Raw genomic sequence first — 14,178 nt, 5'->3', positions numbered from 1 at the left:
ACATTTTCCGCGCAGCTTCTGTCGCGTACTGCCCGGTGCGCTGCGATCAAGGTTGACGTCGACCGGAGGCTTGATGACCTTGGCACTCGGTCTGACCGTCAGAGGGAGCGAACACGTGGACACCCCCACACATCCAGCGGCACATCACCGCACTGCCGACGGAGGAGCACCTGCGCTTGAAGGCTCTCGGCAACACTGAGCCGAGCGGCCTGCTCGCGGTCAGCGACGACCTTCACCCCGACTACGCCGAGGGCAGCGAGCTGACCTACCTTCACGGGGTCGCCGTGTCCCCGGATACGCCGATCCCCGACGGTCTCGACATCATCGAAGTTCCGGCCGGCAGGTGGGTGGTCATCCGGACCACGGGCCCGCATCCGCAGACCCTGCAGAAGGCCTGGGCCACGGCCGCAGCCGCGTGGTTTCCGTTCAACCCGTGGCGTCTGCGGCCAGGTCCGGAGATCGTCGCGGTGCTTGAGGCGACGAACGACTTCAGCACCGCGACCTGTGAACTCTGGCTGCCCGTCGAACCGGTGTAACGATCTGGCGGACAGCCAGACAGCATCTGAGCATGTCGGCGCCCGCCGGTACGCTGGCCCGGTGCCCCGGCTGATCCTGCTGAACGGGCCGCCGGGCTGCGGCAAGTCGACGCTGGCCCGCCGGTACGCCGAGGAGCACCCACTCACCCTCGACCTCGACATCGACCGGATCCGTGATCTGGTCGGGAGGTGGCGGGAGCAGGCCTGGACCGCCGGCCTGCTCGCCCGGGCCGCCGCGCTCGCCGCCGCCCGGGTGCACCTGTCGGCCGGACACGACGTGATCGTCCCGCAGTTCCTCGGCCGGGTCGAGTTCATCGAGCAGGCCGAACGGGTGGCCTACGAGGTCCACGCCGCCTTCCACGAGGTCGTCCTGCTGGCGCCCCGGGACGAGGCGTTGCGGCGCTTCGTCGAACGCGGCCGGATCACCGGCGACCCGGCGCACCTCGACGCCGAGCGGATGCTGCACCGGCACGGAGGCACCGCCGAGCTGGCGGCGATGTACGACCGGCTCGGGACGGTCGTCGCCGCCCGCCCCGCGACCCGGATCGTCCGCAGCGTGGCCGGCGACGTGGACGGCACCTACCGCGACCTGCTCGCCTGCCTCGCCGGGCCACCCGGACGGTAGCCCCTTGACCCTCACACCGTGTCAGGCGGTCGACTGGGAGACATCATGTTCACCATCGGAGAGTTCGCCCGGCACGGCCGCGTCTCGGTCCGGATGCTGCGCCACTACGACGCGACCGGCCTGCTGCGCCCGGCCCACGTCGACCCGCTCACCGGCTACCGCCGCTACACCGCCACCCAGCTCGCCCGCCTCAACCGGGTCGTCGCGCTCAAGGATCTCGGCTTCACGCTCCAGCAGGTCGCCGAGATCGTGGACGGCAGCCTCACCACCGAGGAGCTGCGCGGCATGCTGCGACTGCGGCGGGCCGAGCTGGAGAGCGCCGTGACCCTGGCGACCGCTCGACTGGTCCAGGTCGAGGCGAGACTCCGAGCGATCGAGAGTGAGGGGCAGATGCCCACGAACGACGTCGTCGTCAAGAACGTCCCGGCGGTCCGGGTCGCCGAGCTGACCGCGACCGCCGCGAGCTTCGCGCCGGAGGACATCGGCCCGGTGATCGGGCCCCTGTACGACGAACTCTTCCAGCGCCTCGACGCGGCCGGGATCGTCCCGACCGGACCCGGGATCGCCTACTACGAGGACGAGCCGGACGGGACCGGCCGGATGATCGTGCACGCCGCGGTCCAGGTCTCCGCTCCCTGCCAGGACGGCGCGGTCCGGGTGTGGGACCTGCCGTCGGTCGGTCAGGCGGCGACCGTCGTGCACCGGGGCCCGATGGACGCCGTCGTGCCCACCGTCCAAGCCCTGACCCGGTGGATCGACGGCAACGGGTACCGGGCCACCGGGTACCCGCGTGAGGTCAACCTGGAGTGCCCGGCGGACCGCGACGACTGGGTGACCGAACTCCAGGCGCCGGTGATCCGCGCCTGACCCACCGCACCGGCCCGGGTGTCAGAGCACCCGGGCCAACTGGGTGCGGGAACGGATGCCGAGCCGGTGGAAGATGTTGCGCAGGTGGTGGTCGACCGTGCGGGTGGAGAGGAACATCCGGTCGGCGACCTCCCGGTTGGTGGCACCCTCCGCGACCAGCTGCGCGACCCGGAGCTGCTGGCCGGTCAGCAGCTGGGCCGCCGACCGGTCCGGGCCGCCGACCGACTCCCCGGCGGCCCGCAGCTCCGCCGCCGCCTGCTCGGCCCAGGCAGCCACGCCCAGGCGGGTGAAGGTCTCGCGGGCGTCGTGGAGATACCGGCGGGCGTCGCGGGGGCGACGGCTGCGGCGCAGTTCCCGGCCGAAGAGGAATTCGGTACGGGCCCGCTCGAACGCGCCGGCTCCCGGCGGGTGCCACCGCAGCGCGGCGCGGAAGCCCTCCTCCGCCGCCTGGCTGCCCCGAGGGGCGAGCAGCGCGTGACACCGCGCGGAGAGGGCCCGGCGGGACGGGCTGGCCGTGCTGTGGGCCCAGCGGTCGAAGACGGCGAGCGCGGCGACGGCCGCCGGCCGGTGCACCGACGCGGCGGCGGCCTCCACCAGGTACGGCGTGGCCATCACCTGCACCGTGACCTGCCCGCGTCCGGTGCCGGGGCAGGCCAGGGCCGCGAGTCGGGCGGCGGCGTCCTCGGGTCGCCCGTCGAGCAGGTCGAGCACCGCGAGGGCCCAGCGGGCCAGGGCGTCGGGACGGCTGCCCGGTGCCGGTTCCTCTCCGAGTTCCCGGATCAGCCGCAGACTGCCCGCCCGGTCGGCGCGGACGGCGGCCAGCACCGCCGACAGGCCCCGGTGGACTCCGGCCCAGGTGGTCTGGCCGGCGTCCCGGGCCGCGCGCAGCCCCTCCCGGGAGGTCTCCGCCGCCGCCTCGTGCCGGCCCAGCCAGTACTCGGCGACCGCCCGCAGCTCCAGCGCCCGGGGCAGGTCGCAGACCTCCCCCCGCACGCGGGCCAGTGCCACCGCCCGGTCGGCGAGCCGGTGCGCCGGGCCGTCCTCGGCCACCAGCAGGGCGGCCACGGCCGCGCCGGTCAGCGCGGTCGGCGTGAGGTCCGGCCCGGTGAGCCGGTCGCCGAGGACGACCGCCCGGCGCAACGTCGGCCCGGCCGCCTCGTGGTCGCCCCGCAGGGTCGCCGCCACACCGGCGAGCTGCGCGGTCAGCAGTTCCGTCCCGGGTGGCGACCCGGCCCGGCCCAGTGCCCGCGCCCGTCGCGCCACGTCGGCGTACCGGTACTGGTCACCGGCGAAGCAGACCGCCTCGCCGGCCCGCAGCAGCGCCGCCAGGGCCAGGTCCGGGGCGGTGTCGGCGCACGCGTCGGCGGCAGCGAGCAGGGCCGCCAGCGCGACCGGGGTACGGCCGCAGCGCAGTTCCATCTCGCCGCGTAACAGCTCCACCCGCCCGGTCACCGCCGGTCCCGGCAGGCCGGTGGGCAGGTGCCGGGTGAGCAGCCAGGCCCGGTGCGGGCGGCCCGCCGACCATGCGTGGTGGGCGGCTGCCACCAGTCGGGCGGCGGCGCGGTCCGGGTCGACGCTGAGTTCGGCGGCGCGGTGCAGTGCCGTCGAGCGGGTGTCCGGGTCGCCACCGTCGCGGGCCGCGGCCTCCAGTTCCGTCGCCAGGGCGGGATCGCGACCCTCGGCGGCGGCGGCGAGGTGCAGAGCCCGGCGGAGCCGGTGGTCACCGTCGTCGAGCAGGGCGGCGAGCACCAGGTGCGCGGCGCGGCGCGCGGCGAGGGGCGCCGTGGCCACGACCATCGCCCGCACCAGGGGTCGTGGGAACGTCACGCCGTGCGCCTCGACGCGGACCAGGCCGGCGACCTCGGCCGGGACGAGCGCCTCAATCGCCGTACCGGTGGCGCGCGCGGCCCGGACCAGCGTCGCCGCGTCCAGTTCGGGGTCGATGGCGGCGAGCAGCAGCAGGTGCCGGGCGTCGTCGGGCAGCCGGTCCAGCCGGGCGCGGTAGTCCCGGCCCAGGGCGCCGTCGGGCGGTGGCGTGGTGGGCAGGTTCTCCTCTCCCCGGCACTGGGCGGGAGTCAGGGATTCGGCCAGGTCCACGAGGGCCTGCGGGTTTCCGGCGGCGACCGCGCCGAGGGTGGTGACGACCGGGTCGGAGGCGGGCACCGGCAGCCGGTCGGCGAGGAGGGCGCGGCTGTCGTGCCCGTCGAGGGGACGGAGTCGGCGGGCGGGGATCCCGCCGGGAGCGGTGTCGACAGCTCCGGTGAGGAGGACGACGACCGGCAGGTGGCGCAGGCGGCGCGCCACGAAGGCCAGTGCCGCGGCGGTCGGCCGGTCTCCGAGGTCGACGTCGTCCATGGTGCAGAGCAGTGGACGTTCCCGGGCGGCGACGGCGAGCAGCCCGAGCACGGCCATCGACAGGGTCAGCCGCTGGCCGGCGGGGCAGCCGGCACCGGCCAGGGCACGCCGCAGCACACGACGCTGGGCGACGGGAAGCGCCCCGGCCCGGTCACGCACCGGGTCGAGAAGGCGTTGGAGCCCGGCGTAGGGCAGCGCCGCCTCGTCGGTGAGCCCGGCTCCGGCGAGGATCGTCCGGTCAGCGGCGTGCCGGTGGGCGTAGCCGACCAGGGCGGTCCGGCCCGATCCCGGCTCGCCCTGGAGCAGCAGCGCTCCCCCACCGGCGCCGTCGAGCAGGTCGCGGATCGCCCGGCGCTCCTCGTCCCGGCCCCGCAACACGGTTATTTGCACTGTCGATGCAGTAACCATGTATTTAGTGTTACCTATCGGTAACGGGTTGGAAAGAGGTGCCGGTCAGCGGGCGGCGGGGTCGGCCAGCAGAGCGGCCACCGTCCGGGCCATCACCGCGCGGGCCTGGTCGACGCCCAGCCCGAGACCGTCGCGCAGCATCGACCAGGCCGGCCACATGCTCGCCGCCACCAGGGCGTGCACCAACTGCTCCCGGCCCGGTCCGGCCTGCGCCAACTCGGCGGCGAAGAGCTGCCCGACCTCGTCGCGGACCCGGTCGACGTGCTTGAGCCGGTTGCGGTGCAGTTGCTCGGAGACCGGCTCGCGCATCTGCGCGGCCCGGGCGGAGGGGGCGATGAGCTGGAGCAGCCGGGCCCGCTGCCGGCAGAACGCGTCGACCCGTTTGGCCAGCGGCAGGGTGGACGGAATCGGCCGGTAGGCGGCGTCCTGCTGGCGGAGCACCTCTTCGCCGCTGGCTTCGAAGAGGGTCTCCATGTCCTTGAAGTTGGTCCAGAGGGTGCGCAGCGAGATGCCGGCCCGTTCGGCGATGCGTTCCCCGGTCGGCCGCAGGTCACCCTCGGAGATGAGCGCCAGGTGCGCCTCGACGATGGCCGCCCGGGTGCGTTCGGCCCGGGCGGTGCGCCCGTCGACCCGCCCCGGTGCCTCGACCCTGCCCATCCCGCCCTCTCCCTCCCGCGCCGCCGGTCGCCCGCGAGTCTAGACGGGGGTCTCGTCGGGGTTCCGGGGCTGGTGGCGGCGCAGCTCCCGGCGGGCCAGCGACTGCCGGTGCACCTCGTCCGGCCCGTCGGCCAGGCGCAGGGCGCGGGCCCTGGTCCAGAGGCGGGCGAGCGGGGTGTCCTGGCTGACCCCGGCCGCGCCGTGGGCCTGGACGGCCCGGTCGATGATCCACTCGACGGTCTCCGGCACCACGATCTTGATGGCCTGGATCTCGGTGTGCGCCTGCCGGTTGCCGGCCGTGTCCATCAGCCAGGCGGTCTTGAGCACGAGCAGCCGGGCCTGTTCGAGGCGGACCCGGGACTCGGCGATCCAGTCCCGGACGACCCCCTGCGCGGCCAACGGCCCGCCGAAGGCGTGCCGGTCGGCGACCCGCCGGCACATCAGCTCGAGCGCCCGCTCGGCCATGCCGACCAGGCGCATGCAGTGGTGGATCCGGCCGGGGCCGAGCCGGGCCTGCGAGATGGCGAACCCGGAGCCCGCCGCACCGACCAGGTTGCCGACCGGCACCCGGACGTCCACGAAGTCGATCTCGGCGTGCCCGCCGTGGTCGCTGTCGTCGTACCCGAAGGTGCGCATGCCGCGCCGGACGTCGACGCCCGGGGTGTCCCGGGGGACGAGGATCTGGCTGTGCTGCCGGTGCCGGGGAGCGGTCGGGTCCGTCCGGCCCATCACCACGAACAGCTCACAGCGCGGGTCCATCGCGCCGGTGACGAACCACTTGCGGCCGTTGACCACGTAGTCGTCGCCGTCGCGGTCGATGCGGGTGGCGATGTTGGTGGCGTCGGACGAGGCCACCGCCGGCTCCGTCATCGCGAACGCCGACCGGATCCGGGCCTCCAGCAGCGGGGTGAGCCAGCGTTCGCGCTGCTCCGCCGTGCCGAACAGGGCCAGCAGCTCCATGTTGCCGGTGTCCGGGGCCGCGCAGTTGAGCGCGACCGGGGCGAGGCTCGGGGACCAGCCGGTGATCTCGGCGAGCGGGGCGTACCGGAGGTTGGTCAGGCCCGCGCCGTGCTCGCCGGGGAGGAAGAGGTTCCACAGGCCGCGTCGACGGGCCTCGGCCTGGAGCTCGGCGATGACCGGTGGGGCCGTCCACGGGTCGGTCCGGTCGAGGAGCTGCCGCTCGAAGACCGGCTCGGCCGGGTACACCCACTCGCTCATGAAGTCGGTCAGGCGTGCCCGCAGCCGTTCGGTGGTCTCGTCGTAGCCGAAGTCCATCAGCGCCTCCGCATCCTGGTCAGGCCCTGGGCGACCAGCGGCGGCACCCGCGCGCCCACGTCGCCGAACCCGCTGCCCACGGTCTGCCCGCGCAGCCAGCGGTAGTGCACGCCCTCGAGGATCACCGCGAGCTTGAACGCGGCGAAGGCGAGATACCAGTCGAGGGCGTCCACCCGCCGGCCGCTGCGATGGGCGTACCGGTCGGCGAGCGCGTCGTCCCCGGGGCGGCCGGGCAGGTCGGCCCGGCCGGCGTAGACCAGGAAGAGCGCCAGGTCGGTCAGCGGGTCCCCCAGGGTGGACATCTCCCAGTCGAGGACCGCCCGCACCGTACGGTCGTCGCCGACGAGGACGTTGTCCAGCCGGAAGTCGCCGTGCAGCAGCACCCCGGCCGGGGACTCGGGGACGGCCGCCGCGAGCCGGTCGTGCAACTCCTCGATGCCGGGCAGGTCCCGGCTGCGGGACGCGTCGAGCTGGCGTTTCCAGCGCCGCACCTGCCGACCGGTGAAACCCTCCGGGCGCCCGAAGTCGGCCAGGCCCACCCCGGCCGGATCGACCGCGTGCAGCTCGGCGAGGACGTCCACCAGGGACAGGTACAGCGCCCGGACGTCGGCCGGTCGCCACCCGACCAGCTCCGCCGGCTCCCGGTACGCCCGTCCCGGCACGTGGCGCATCAGGTAGAAGGGCGCCCCGAGGACCGCCGGGTCCGGGCAGAGGTGCACCGTCGCGGGCACCGGCACGGGCGTCGGGGCGAGGGCCCGCATCACCCGGTACTCACGCCCCATGTCGTGCGCGGTCGCCAGCACGTGACCCAGGGGCGGGCGGCGCACCACCCACCGGGACCGGCCGTCGGTCACCGCGTAGGTCAGGTTGGACCGTCCGCCGGTCAGCAGCTCGCCGCGCAGCTTTCCGGCGAGCAGGCCGGGCACGGCCCGGTCCAGGTGGTCGGCGAGTCGGGACAGGTCCAGGCCGGGCAGCTCAGCCATGCCGTTCGCGCTCCGCGTCGCGCTGGGTCCGGTTCATCGCCCGCAGCCAGCGGTCCGGGTCGGCGGCCCGCCGGGCGTACCAGCCGGCGACCTGCGGGTGCGGCAGCACCAGGAAACGGTCGTCGGCCAGCGCCTCGACGACGCAGTCGGCCACCTGCTCGGGCGTGACCGCCGTGTCGTCCAGCAGGGCGGCGCTCAGCCTGTCGGCGTCGGCCAGCATCGGGGTGCGGACCCCCTGGGGGCAGAGGGCCTGGACGGTGACGCCCCGGTGGGCGTAGCTGGCCCGCAGCCACTCGGCGAACCCCAGGGCCGCGTGCTTGGTCACCGAGTACGGGGCGTTGCCGAGCAGGGTGAGCAGGCCGGCGGCGGAGGCGGTGACCAGCATCCGGCCGCGCCCGGCGGCGAGCCAGTGCGGCAGCAGCGCGCGGGCGGCGTACACGTGGGACAGCACGTTCACCCGCCAGGCGCGGGCCCACGTCTCGTCGGACGCGTCGGGACCGCCGCCGGAGGCCACCCCGGCGTTGGCGCAGAACAGGTCGACCGTGCCGAACCGGTCCCGGGCGGCGTCCACCAACGCGGTCACCCCGGCGGGATCGGCCGCGTCGGCGGGGTGGGCGTGCCCGCCGATCCGGGCCGCGACCGCCCGCGCCGCCGGGGCGTCGACGTCGTTGACCACCACCCCCGCGCCGGCGGCGGCGAACCGGGTGGCCAGCGCCGCGCCGATGCCGGACCCCGCTCCGGTCACCACCACGCCCGCCCCGGCGAGCGTCAGGCCGGTCATCAGGCCGGCCCACCGGTGAGGGTGAGGCCGCCGTCGAGGACGAGCGTCTGCCCGGTGATCCAGGCCGCCTCGTCGGAGGCGAGGAAGGCGACCGCCGCGGCGACGTCCCCGGGCTCCCCGAGCCGCCCCAGCGGGTACGCCCCGGCGACCTCGTCCTCCCGGTCCGCGTAGAGGGCCGCCGCGAACCGGGTCCGCACCACGGCCGGGGCGACCGCGTTGACGCGTACCGTCGGGGCCAGCTCGGCGGCCAGGCAGGCGGTGAGGTGGTCGACCGCGGCCTTGCTCACGCCGTAGAAGGCGATGCCGGACGACGGGGTGCGCCCGGCGATCGAGGAGACGTTGACGACGCAGCCGCCGCGCGCGGTCAGCCCGGCGGCGCAGACCTCCTGCGTCCAGCCGAGAGTGCCGAGCAGGTTGACGTCGAGGATCTTGCGCGCGGCGGCCAGGTCGAGGGTGGCCAGCGGCCCGTGGACGGGGTTGACGCCGACGTTGTTGACCAGGATGTCGACCGGCCCGAACGTCTCGGTGACCCGGCGGACGGTCGCGGCGCGGTGCGCCGGGTCGTCGGCCCGGCCGGACACGCCCACGGCGTACGCGGGCCCGCCGAGGGCGGCGACCGCCTCGGCCAACGCGTCCGGGTGCCGGGCGGTGACGCCCACCCGGGCCCCGTCGGCGACCAGCCGCCGGGCGACGGCCAGCCCGATGCCACGGCTGGCTCCGGTGACGACGGCCACCCGCCCCGCGAGCGACAATGAATTTGCATTCATAGTGCAGATACTATGAGCGGGACGGATCGCACGTCAACGCCTGTCAGGAGCCCGTCGGCACACCGTTGGCCGGGGGCGTGACCGGCGGCGCGGTGTACTCACGGACCGGCCCGTCGCCCTCGTCGGTCTCGTACGTCGGACCGAAGTAGCTCTGCGTTCCCCCGCTCACCCGGTTCAGCCGCAGACCGCCGTAGCCGGAGTGGTCGGTGTCGGAGAAGCGCAGCGGGGCCAGTCCTGGGCCCTCGAAGCCGCCCCGGCCGACGGCCGCGAGCAGCGAGTCGCGGGTGAGGTCCTTGCCGGCGGCGGCGAGCGCCTGCACGAAGAGGTACCCGACCGCCATCCCGTAGACGGTGTTGCCGTCGAACGGCGCGTCCCCGTTGTGCTCCTTGTTGATCCGGCTGAAGAGTTGGATCCACGGGTTCGCGGTGTCGTGCTGCATCGGCAGATAGTTGGCACCGACCATCCCCTCCAGCAGCGGCGCGGCGGCACCGAGTTGCTGGGCCAGGGTCGGGTGGTCCCCGCCGACGTTGGAGACCAGCCACTGCGGGGCGAACCCGAGCCGCTTGGCGGTGCCGACGGCCAGCGCGGTGAACCCGGGCACGGTAGCGAGGATGACGACCTGGCAGCCGGCCGCCTTGAACGCGCCGATCTGGGGTGCGACGTTGGGGTTGCTGGTGACGTACGTCTGCCGGGAGACGACCGCCTCCGCGCCGAGCACCTTCTCCACGCCGACCAGGCTGTCCCGGCCGAAGTCGTCGTCCTGGCCGAGGAAGCAGACCTTCCGGCCGGGCAGCTCGGTCTTGACGTGGTGGGCCAGGATCTTGCCCTCCACCGTGTAGTCGGGGTTGAACCCGAACGTGCCCGGATACTTGTCCGGCTGGTCCCAGCTCCGGCTGCCGGAGGCGACGAAGAGGTCGGGCACCCGGTTGCTCTTGAGGAAGTCGAGCACGCCGGTGTGGGTGGGCGTGCCGAGTCCGTTGAGGAGGGCGAAGACCCGGTCCTGGAGGACCAGCTGGCGGACCACCTGCTGGGTGTTCGCCGGGTTGTAGCCATCGTCCATCACCTTGTAGGTGATCTTCCGGCCGTGCACGCCACCGTTGGCGTTGACGTAGTCGAAGTACGCCTTCGTAGCTGGGGCGATCTTGGAGTAGCCGGCCGCGGCGGGCCCGGTCAGGGGCATGTGGGTGCCGACCACGATCTCGGTGTCGGTGACGCCCGGCACCGACGCGCGGCCGGAGTCGGAGTCGCCGTCGCCGCAGCCGGTGGCGGCGACGAGCAGGCTCATTGAGGTGGCGATCGCGAGACCGCATCGGGTGAGGCGTCGCATCAGGACACCGACCTTCCTTGTCGGTTGCGGGGGGACGGGTGACGGGGTGAGACGACGGCGGTTCAGGACCGCCGCGACGGCCGCCGGGCGAGCAGCGGCCGGGCCAGGCGGGAAAGGAGACCCTGCACGCCGCCGGGCGCGGCGATCATGACGACGACCAACGTGATCCCGAAGATCGCCAGCGGGAGGTTGCCCTCCAGCCGCTGGGCCACGGCGGGAGAGAGGGCGAGCCGCTCGGTGAGGGTGTGCGTCAGGTCCGGCAGGGCGACCAGCAGGACCGCACCCCAGAACGCGCCGGCGAGGCTGCCCAGACCGCCGACGACCACGGCCATCAGCAGGAAGAGCGAGAGCGTCAGGGAGAAGGCGCCGGGTGACGCGCTCTGGGCCAGCACCGCGAGCAGGGCCCCGCCCAGCCCGGCGCAGGCCGCGCTGACCACGAAGGCGAGGACCTGGGTACGCGCGACGTGAATGCCGGCGAGCCGGGCCGCCACCTCGTCGTCGCGGACCGCCCGGAACGTCCGGCCGAACCGGCTGCGCACGAGGTTGCCGAGCAGCAGCAGGGCGAGCAGGCTCGCCGACCCGGCGACCCAGAGCTGCCACCGCTCGTAGGGGAAGTCGAGGCCGAGCGCCGCCGGGGGCGGGTCGACCGGGACCGACAGTCCCTGCTCGCCGTTGAACACCCCGTCGAAGGTGACGGTCAGCGCCGGCACGACGACCGCGACGGCCAGGGTGACCCCGGCCAGGTACGGACCCCGCAGCCGGGCCGCCGCCACCCCGACGACGGCACCGACGGCGACCGTGGTCAGGATCGCCGCCCCCAGCGAGACCGGGAGCACCCAGCCGCCGGTGGTCCCCCGGTCCGCGAAGGCGGTCTGGCAGAGGGCGACGGTGTAGGCGCCGGTGGCCATCAGCGCGCCGTGCCCGAGCGAGAGCTGCCCGTTGAGTCCGGTGAGCACGGTCAGCCCGGCGGTCGCGCAGAGGTAGGCGGCCACGGTGGCGAGCTGGAAGCTGCGGAACGGTTCCAGCTGGTAGCTGACGACAAGCAGGGCCAGCGCGGCGACCACGGTCCAGGCCAGGTGCCGCAGCAGGGTCGAGCCGCGTGGCGCGCCGGACGGCCGGAGGCCGGGACCGGTCGACGGGCGCGTCGGTGGGGCCGCCGCCCGGGTGGCGCTCACACCCGCCTCGCGGTGACCGGGGCGAAGAGACCGCCGGGGCGGACCAGCAGCACCGCGAGCAGCAGCACCAGCACCGCGAGGGAGGTGAGGTCGCCGCCGGCGTAACCGCTGACGTACGACAGCACCAGCCCGACGACGAGACCACCGACGACCGCCCCGGGCGGGCTGTCCAGACCGCCGACCACGGCGGCGGTGAACGCCGAGACGAAGACCAGGTCCATCGCGTGCGGATGCAGGCCCAGCTCGGTCGGGATGACCAGCATGCCGGCCAGGGCGCCGACCCCGGAGGCGAGCGCCCAGCCGAGGGTGAGCATGCCGCCGACGTTCACCCCGAGCAGGCGGGAGACCTCGGGGGCGAAGGCCGCCGCCCGCATCCGCAGACCCACCGCGGTGCGGGTGAAGGTCCAGGCCAGCGCGACGACCACCACCACGACCGCCAGGAACACGAACAGGTCGTACGGCGAGAGCAGGGTGAGGCCGCCGACGGTCAGCGCGCCCCGGTCGAACGGCGTGCCCACCGGGCGGAACTCGTTGCCGTAGACCATGCCGAGGACGGCCTGGAGCAGTAGGACCAGCCCCAGCGCGACGATCACCGGGTTGAGCGGGGAGCGGTGGTCGACGAAGCGCATCACGGCCACGTCGACGAGCGCGCCGAGGAGCAGCCCGGCGACCAGCGCGGCCAGGAAACCCAGCCAGTAGGACCCGGTGGCCGAGGTGACGCTGTAGGCCACGTAGGCGGCGGCCACCGCCATCGCCCCCTGGGCGAAGTTGACGATCCGGGCGGCCCGCCAGATCAGCACCAGGGACAGCGCGAACGCGGCGTAGACCGCGCCCCTCGACAGGCCGTCGAGGGTGAGGAAGAGGAAGCGGTCCAACAGTCCTCCCTCCGGGGGACGCGGGTGGGTCAGAATCCGAGGTAGGCGTGGCGCAGCTCGGCGTCGTCGCGCAGCCGGGCGGCCGGCGCGGTGGTGACGACCCGGCCCAGGGCCATCACCACCCCCTGGTCGGCGATCCGGAGCGCGCTGCGCACGTTCTGCTCGACCAGCAGCACGGTCAGCCCGGTGTCGTCGCGCAACCGCCGCAGCAGCGCCATGATCTGGGCGACCACCCGGGGCGCCAGCCCGAGGGACGGCTCGTCCAGTAGGAGCAGCCGGGGACGGCCGACGAGCGCCCGGCCGAGGGCGAGCATCTGCCGTTCGCCGCCGGAGAGCTGGTGGCCGAGGTGCCGCCGACGGTTCGCCAGGGGCGGGAAGAGTTGGTAGACCTCGTCGAGGGCACGGGTGGCGTCGGCCCGGTCGCGACGCCACAGCCCGCCGAGGCGCAGGTTCTCGTCCACGGTCAGCTCGGCGACCACGCCGCGTCCCTCCGGCACGTGCGCCATGCCGCGTCGGACGAGCTGCTCCACCGCCACGCCCCGCAGGTCCTCCCCGGCCAGGGTGACCTGCCCGTCGCTCGGGCGCAGCATGCCGGAGAGGGTGCGCAGCAGGGTGGTCTTGCCGGCGCCGTTGGCGCCGACCACGGCGACGATGGTGCCCGGCGCCACGGTGAGGTCGACCGCGTGCAGCACCGGCGCGGCTCCGTAGCCGGCGACCAGACCACGGACCGTGAGCAGGGCGTCGGCGGTCATGACGGGGATCCGTCGACGGCCGCGCCGAGGTACGCGTCGGTGACGGCCGGGTCGTCGCGGACCTGCTCGGGGGCGCCGCTGGCGATGACCCTGCCGAAGTCGAGCACGGTCACCTCGTCGCAGACCGCCATCACCAGGTCCATGTGGTGCTCGACCAGCAGCACCGCGCAGGGGTGCGGGTCCCGCCGGGGCAGTCCCCGGATCAGCTCCGCCAGGTCGGCGACGTCCTCGGCGCCGAGGCCCCCGGCGGGTTCGTCGAGCAGGAGCAGCCGGGGTCGGGCGGCGAGCGCGCGGGCCAGCGCGACCCGCTGGCGTACGGCGAAGGGCAGGGTCGCCGGCGCGGCCCCGGCGTGAGCGGCGATGCCCAGCTCGTCGAGGACGTCGAGGGCGTGCCGCCGCAGCCGGCGCTCGTCGCGGTCGCTGCGCGGCAGGCCGAGCAGGGCCGACAGGAAGCCGGCGCGGGCGGTGTGCGTGGCGCCGGTCATCACGTTCTCCAGCACGGTGAGCCCGGGGAAGAGTCCGGTGCCCTGGAGCGTGCGGGCGATGCCGAGCCGGTTCAGCCGGTGCGGTCGCGGACGCAGCGGCCGGCCGTCGAGGGTCAGCGAGCCCGACTCCGGCGTCACGAATCCGCAGACCACGTTGAAGAGGGTGGTCTTGCCGGCCCCGTTCGGGCCGATCACGCCGAGGACACCGGTGGCGGGAACCCGGAGCGAGACGTCGTCGAGGGCGGTGAGGCCGCCGAAGCGCACCCGGACCTGGTGCAGTGCGAGCCCTTGCTCCATCACCCATCCCTCG

Annotated in this window: 14 protein-coding genes; 3 read left to right on the top strand and 11 right to left on the bottom strand. The window is 74.6% G+C overall.

Going from position 1 to position 14,178, the window contains the following annotated elements:
• The first annotated feature begins 131 nt into the window (after positions 1–131).
• The 3 genes from QSK20_RS12755 (at position 132) to QSK20_RS12745 (ending at position 2,028) form a co-directional block, all read left to right on the top strand.
• Positions 132–536, top strand: coding sequence for a GyrI-like domain-containing protein (locus QSK20_RS12755; RefSeq protein WP_352232292.1), 405 nt, complete (start codon positions 132–134; stop codon positions 534–536).
• 61 nt (positions 537–597) lie between these two features.
• Positions 598–1,161, top strand: a complete 564-nt coding sequence (locus QSK20_RS12750) for an AAA family ATPase (protein WP_285788820.1) — start codon at positions 598–600, stop codon at positions 1,159–1,161.
• Between the two features lie 45 nt (positions 1,162–1,206).
• Positions 1,207–2,028: a MerR family transcriptional regulator gene (locus QSK20_RS12745; RefSeq protein ID WP_285788819.1), complete on the top strand. Its 822-nt coding sequence runs from the start codon at positions 1,207–1,209 to the stop codon at positions 2,026–2,028.
• Between the two features lie 21 nt (positions 2,029–2,049).
• Here the strand turns inward: QSK20_RS12745 and QSK20_RS12740 are convergent, their stop codons facing one another.
• The 11 genes from QSK20_RS12740 to QSK20_RS12690 all read right to left on the bottom strand — a co-directional run bounded on the left by QSK20_RS12740 (position 2,050) and on the right by QSK20_RS12690 (position 14,165).
• Entirely contained in the window at positions 2,050–4,761 is a 2,712-nt protein-coding gene (locus QSK20_RS12740; RefSeq protein WP_285788818.1) for a helix-turn-helix transcriptional regulator, read from the bottom strand.
• 75 nt (positions 4,762–4,836) lie between these two features.
• A complete protein-coding gene (locus tag QSK20_RS12735; RefSeq protein ID WP_285788817.1) occupies positions 4,837–5,448 on the bottom strand; it encodes a TetR/AcrR family transcriptional regulator in 612 nt (203 codons plus the stop codon).
• Positions 5,449–5,487: 39 nt separating this feature from the next.
• Complete coding sequence (locus tag QSK20_RS12730; protein ID WP_285788816.1) at positions 5,488–6,723, bottom strand: acyl-CoA dehydrogenase family protein; 1,236 nt, start codon at positions 6,721–6,723, stop codon at positions 5,488–5,490.
• Positions 6,723–7,706, bottom strand: coding sequence for a phosphotransferase family protein (locus tag QSK20_RS12725; protein WP_285788815.1), 984 nt, complete (start codon positions 7,704–7,706; stop codon positions 6,723–6,725). The genes QSK20_RS12730 and QSK20_RS12725 overlap by 1 nt, the downstream gene beginning before the upstream one ends.
• Entirely contained in the window at positions 7,699–8,478 is a 780-nt protein-coding gene (locus tag QSK20_RS12720; protein WP_502888892.1) for an SDR family NAD(P)-dependent oxidoreductase, read from the bottom strand. The genes QSK20_RS12725 and QSK20_RS12720 overlap by 8 nt, the downstream gene beginning before the upstream one ends.
• A gap of 8 nt (positions 8,479–8,486) precedes the next feature.
• On the bottom strand, positions 8,487–9,254 hold the full coding sequence (locus QSK20_RS12715) for an SDR family oxidoreductase (RefSeq protein ID WP_285788813.1): 768 nt from the start codon (positions 9,252–9,254) through the stop codon (positions 8,487–8,489).
• Between the two features lie 43 nt (positions 9,255–9,297).
• Entirely contained in the window at positions 9,298–10,581 is a 1,284-nt protein-coding gene (locus QSK20_RS12710) for an ABC transporter substrate-binding protein (RefSeq protein ID WP_285788812.1), read from the bottom strand.
• 62 nt (positions 10,582–10,643) lie between these two features.
• A complete protein-coding gene (locus tag QSK20_RS12705; RefSeq protein WP_285788811.1) occupies positions 10,644–11,756 on the bottom strand; it encodes a branched-chain amino acid ABC transporter permease in 1,113 nt (370 codons plus the stop codon).
• Complete coding sequence (locus QSK20_RS12700) at positions 11,753–12,631, bottom strand: branched-chain amino acid ABC transporter permease (protein WP_285788810.1); 879 nt, start codon at positions 12,629–12,631, stop codon at positions 11,753–11,755. Before QSK20_RS12700 ends, QSK20_RS12705 begins: the two co-directional genes overlap by 4 nt.
• Positions 12,632–12,660: 29 nt before the next feature.
• Positions 12,661–13,383: an ABC transporter ATP-binding protein gene (locus QSK20_RS12695; RefSeq protein WP_285788809.1), complete on the bottom strand. Its 723-nt coding sequence runs from the start codon at positions 13,381–13,383 to the stop codon at positions 12,661–12,663.
• Entirely contained in the window at positions 13,380–14,165 is a 786-nt protein-coding gene (locus QSK20_RS12690; RefSeq protein WP_285788808.1) for an ABC transporter ATP-binding protein, read from the bottom strand. The genes QSK20_RS12695 and QSK20_RS12690 overlap by 4 nt, the downstream gene beginning before the upstream one ends.
• Between the last annotated feature and the right edge of the window lie 13 nt (positions 14,166–14,178).

Origin of the sequence: Micromonospora sp. NBRC 101691 (assembly GCF_030269285.1) — a bacterium.
GTDB lineage: Bacteria > Actinomycetota > Actinomycetes > Mycobacteriales > Micromonosporaceae > Micromonospora > Micromonospora echinospora.
Note: the sequence above shows the minus strand (reverse complement) of the source record. Positions and strands in the feature narration are given on the sequence as shown.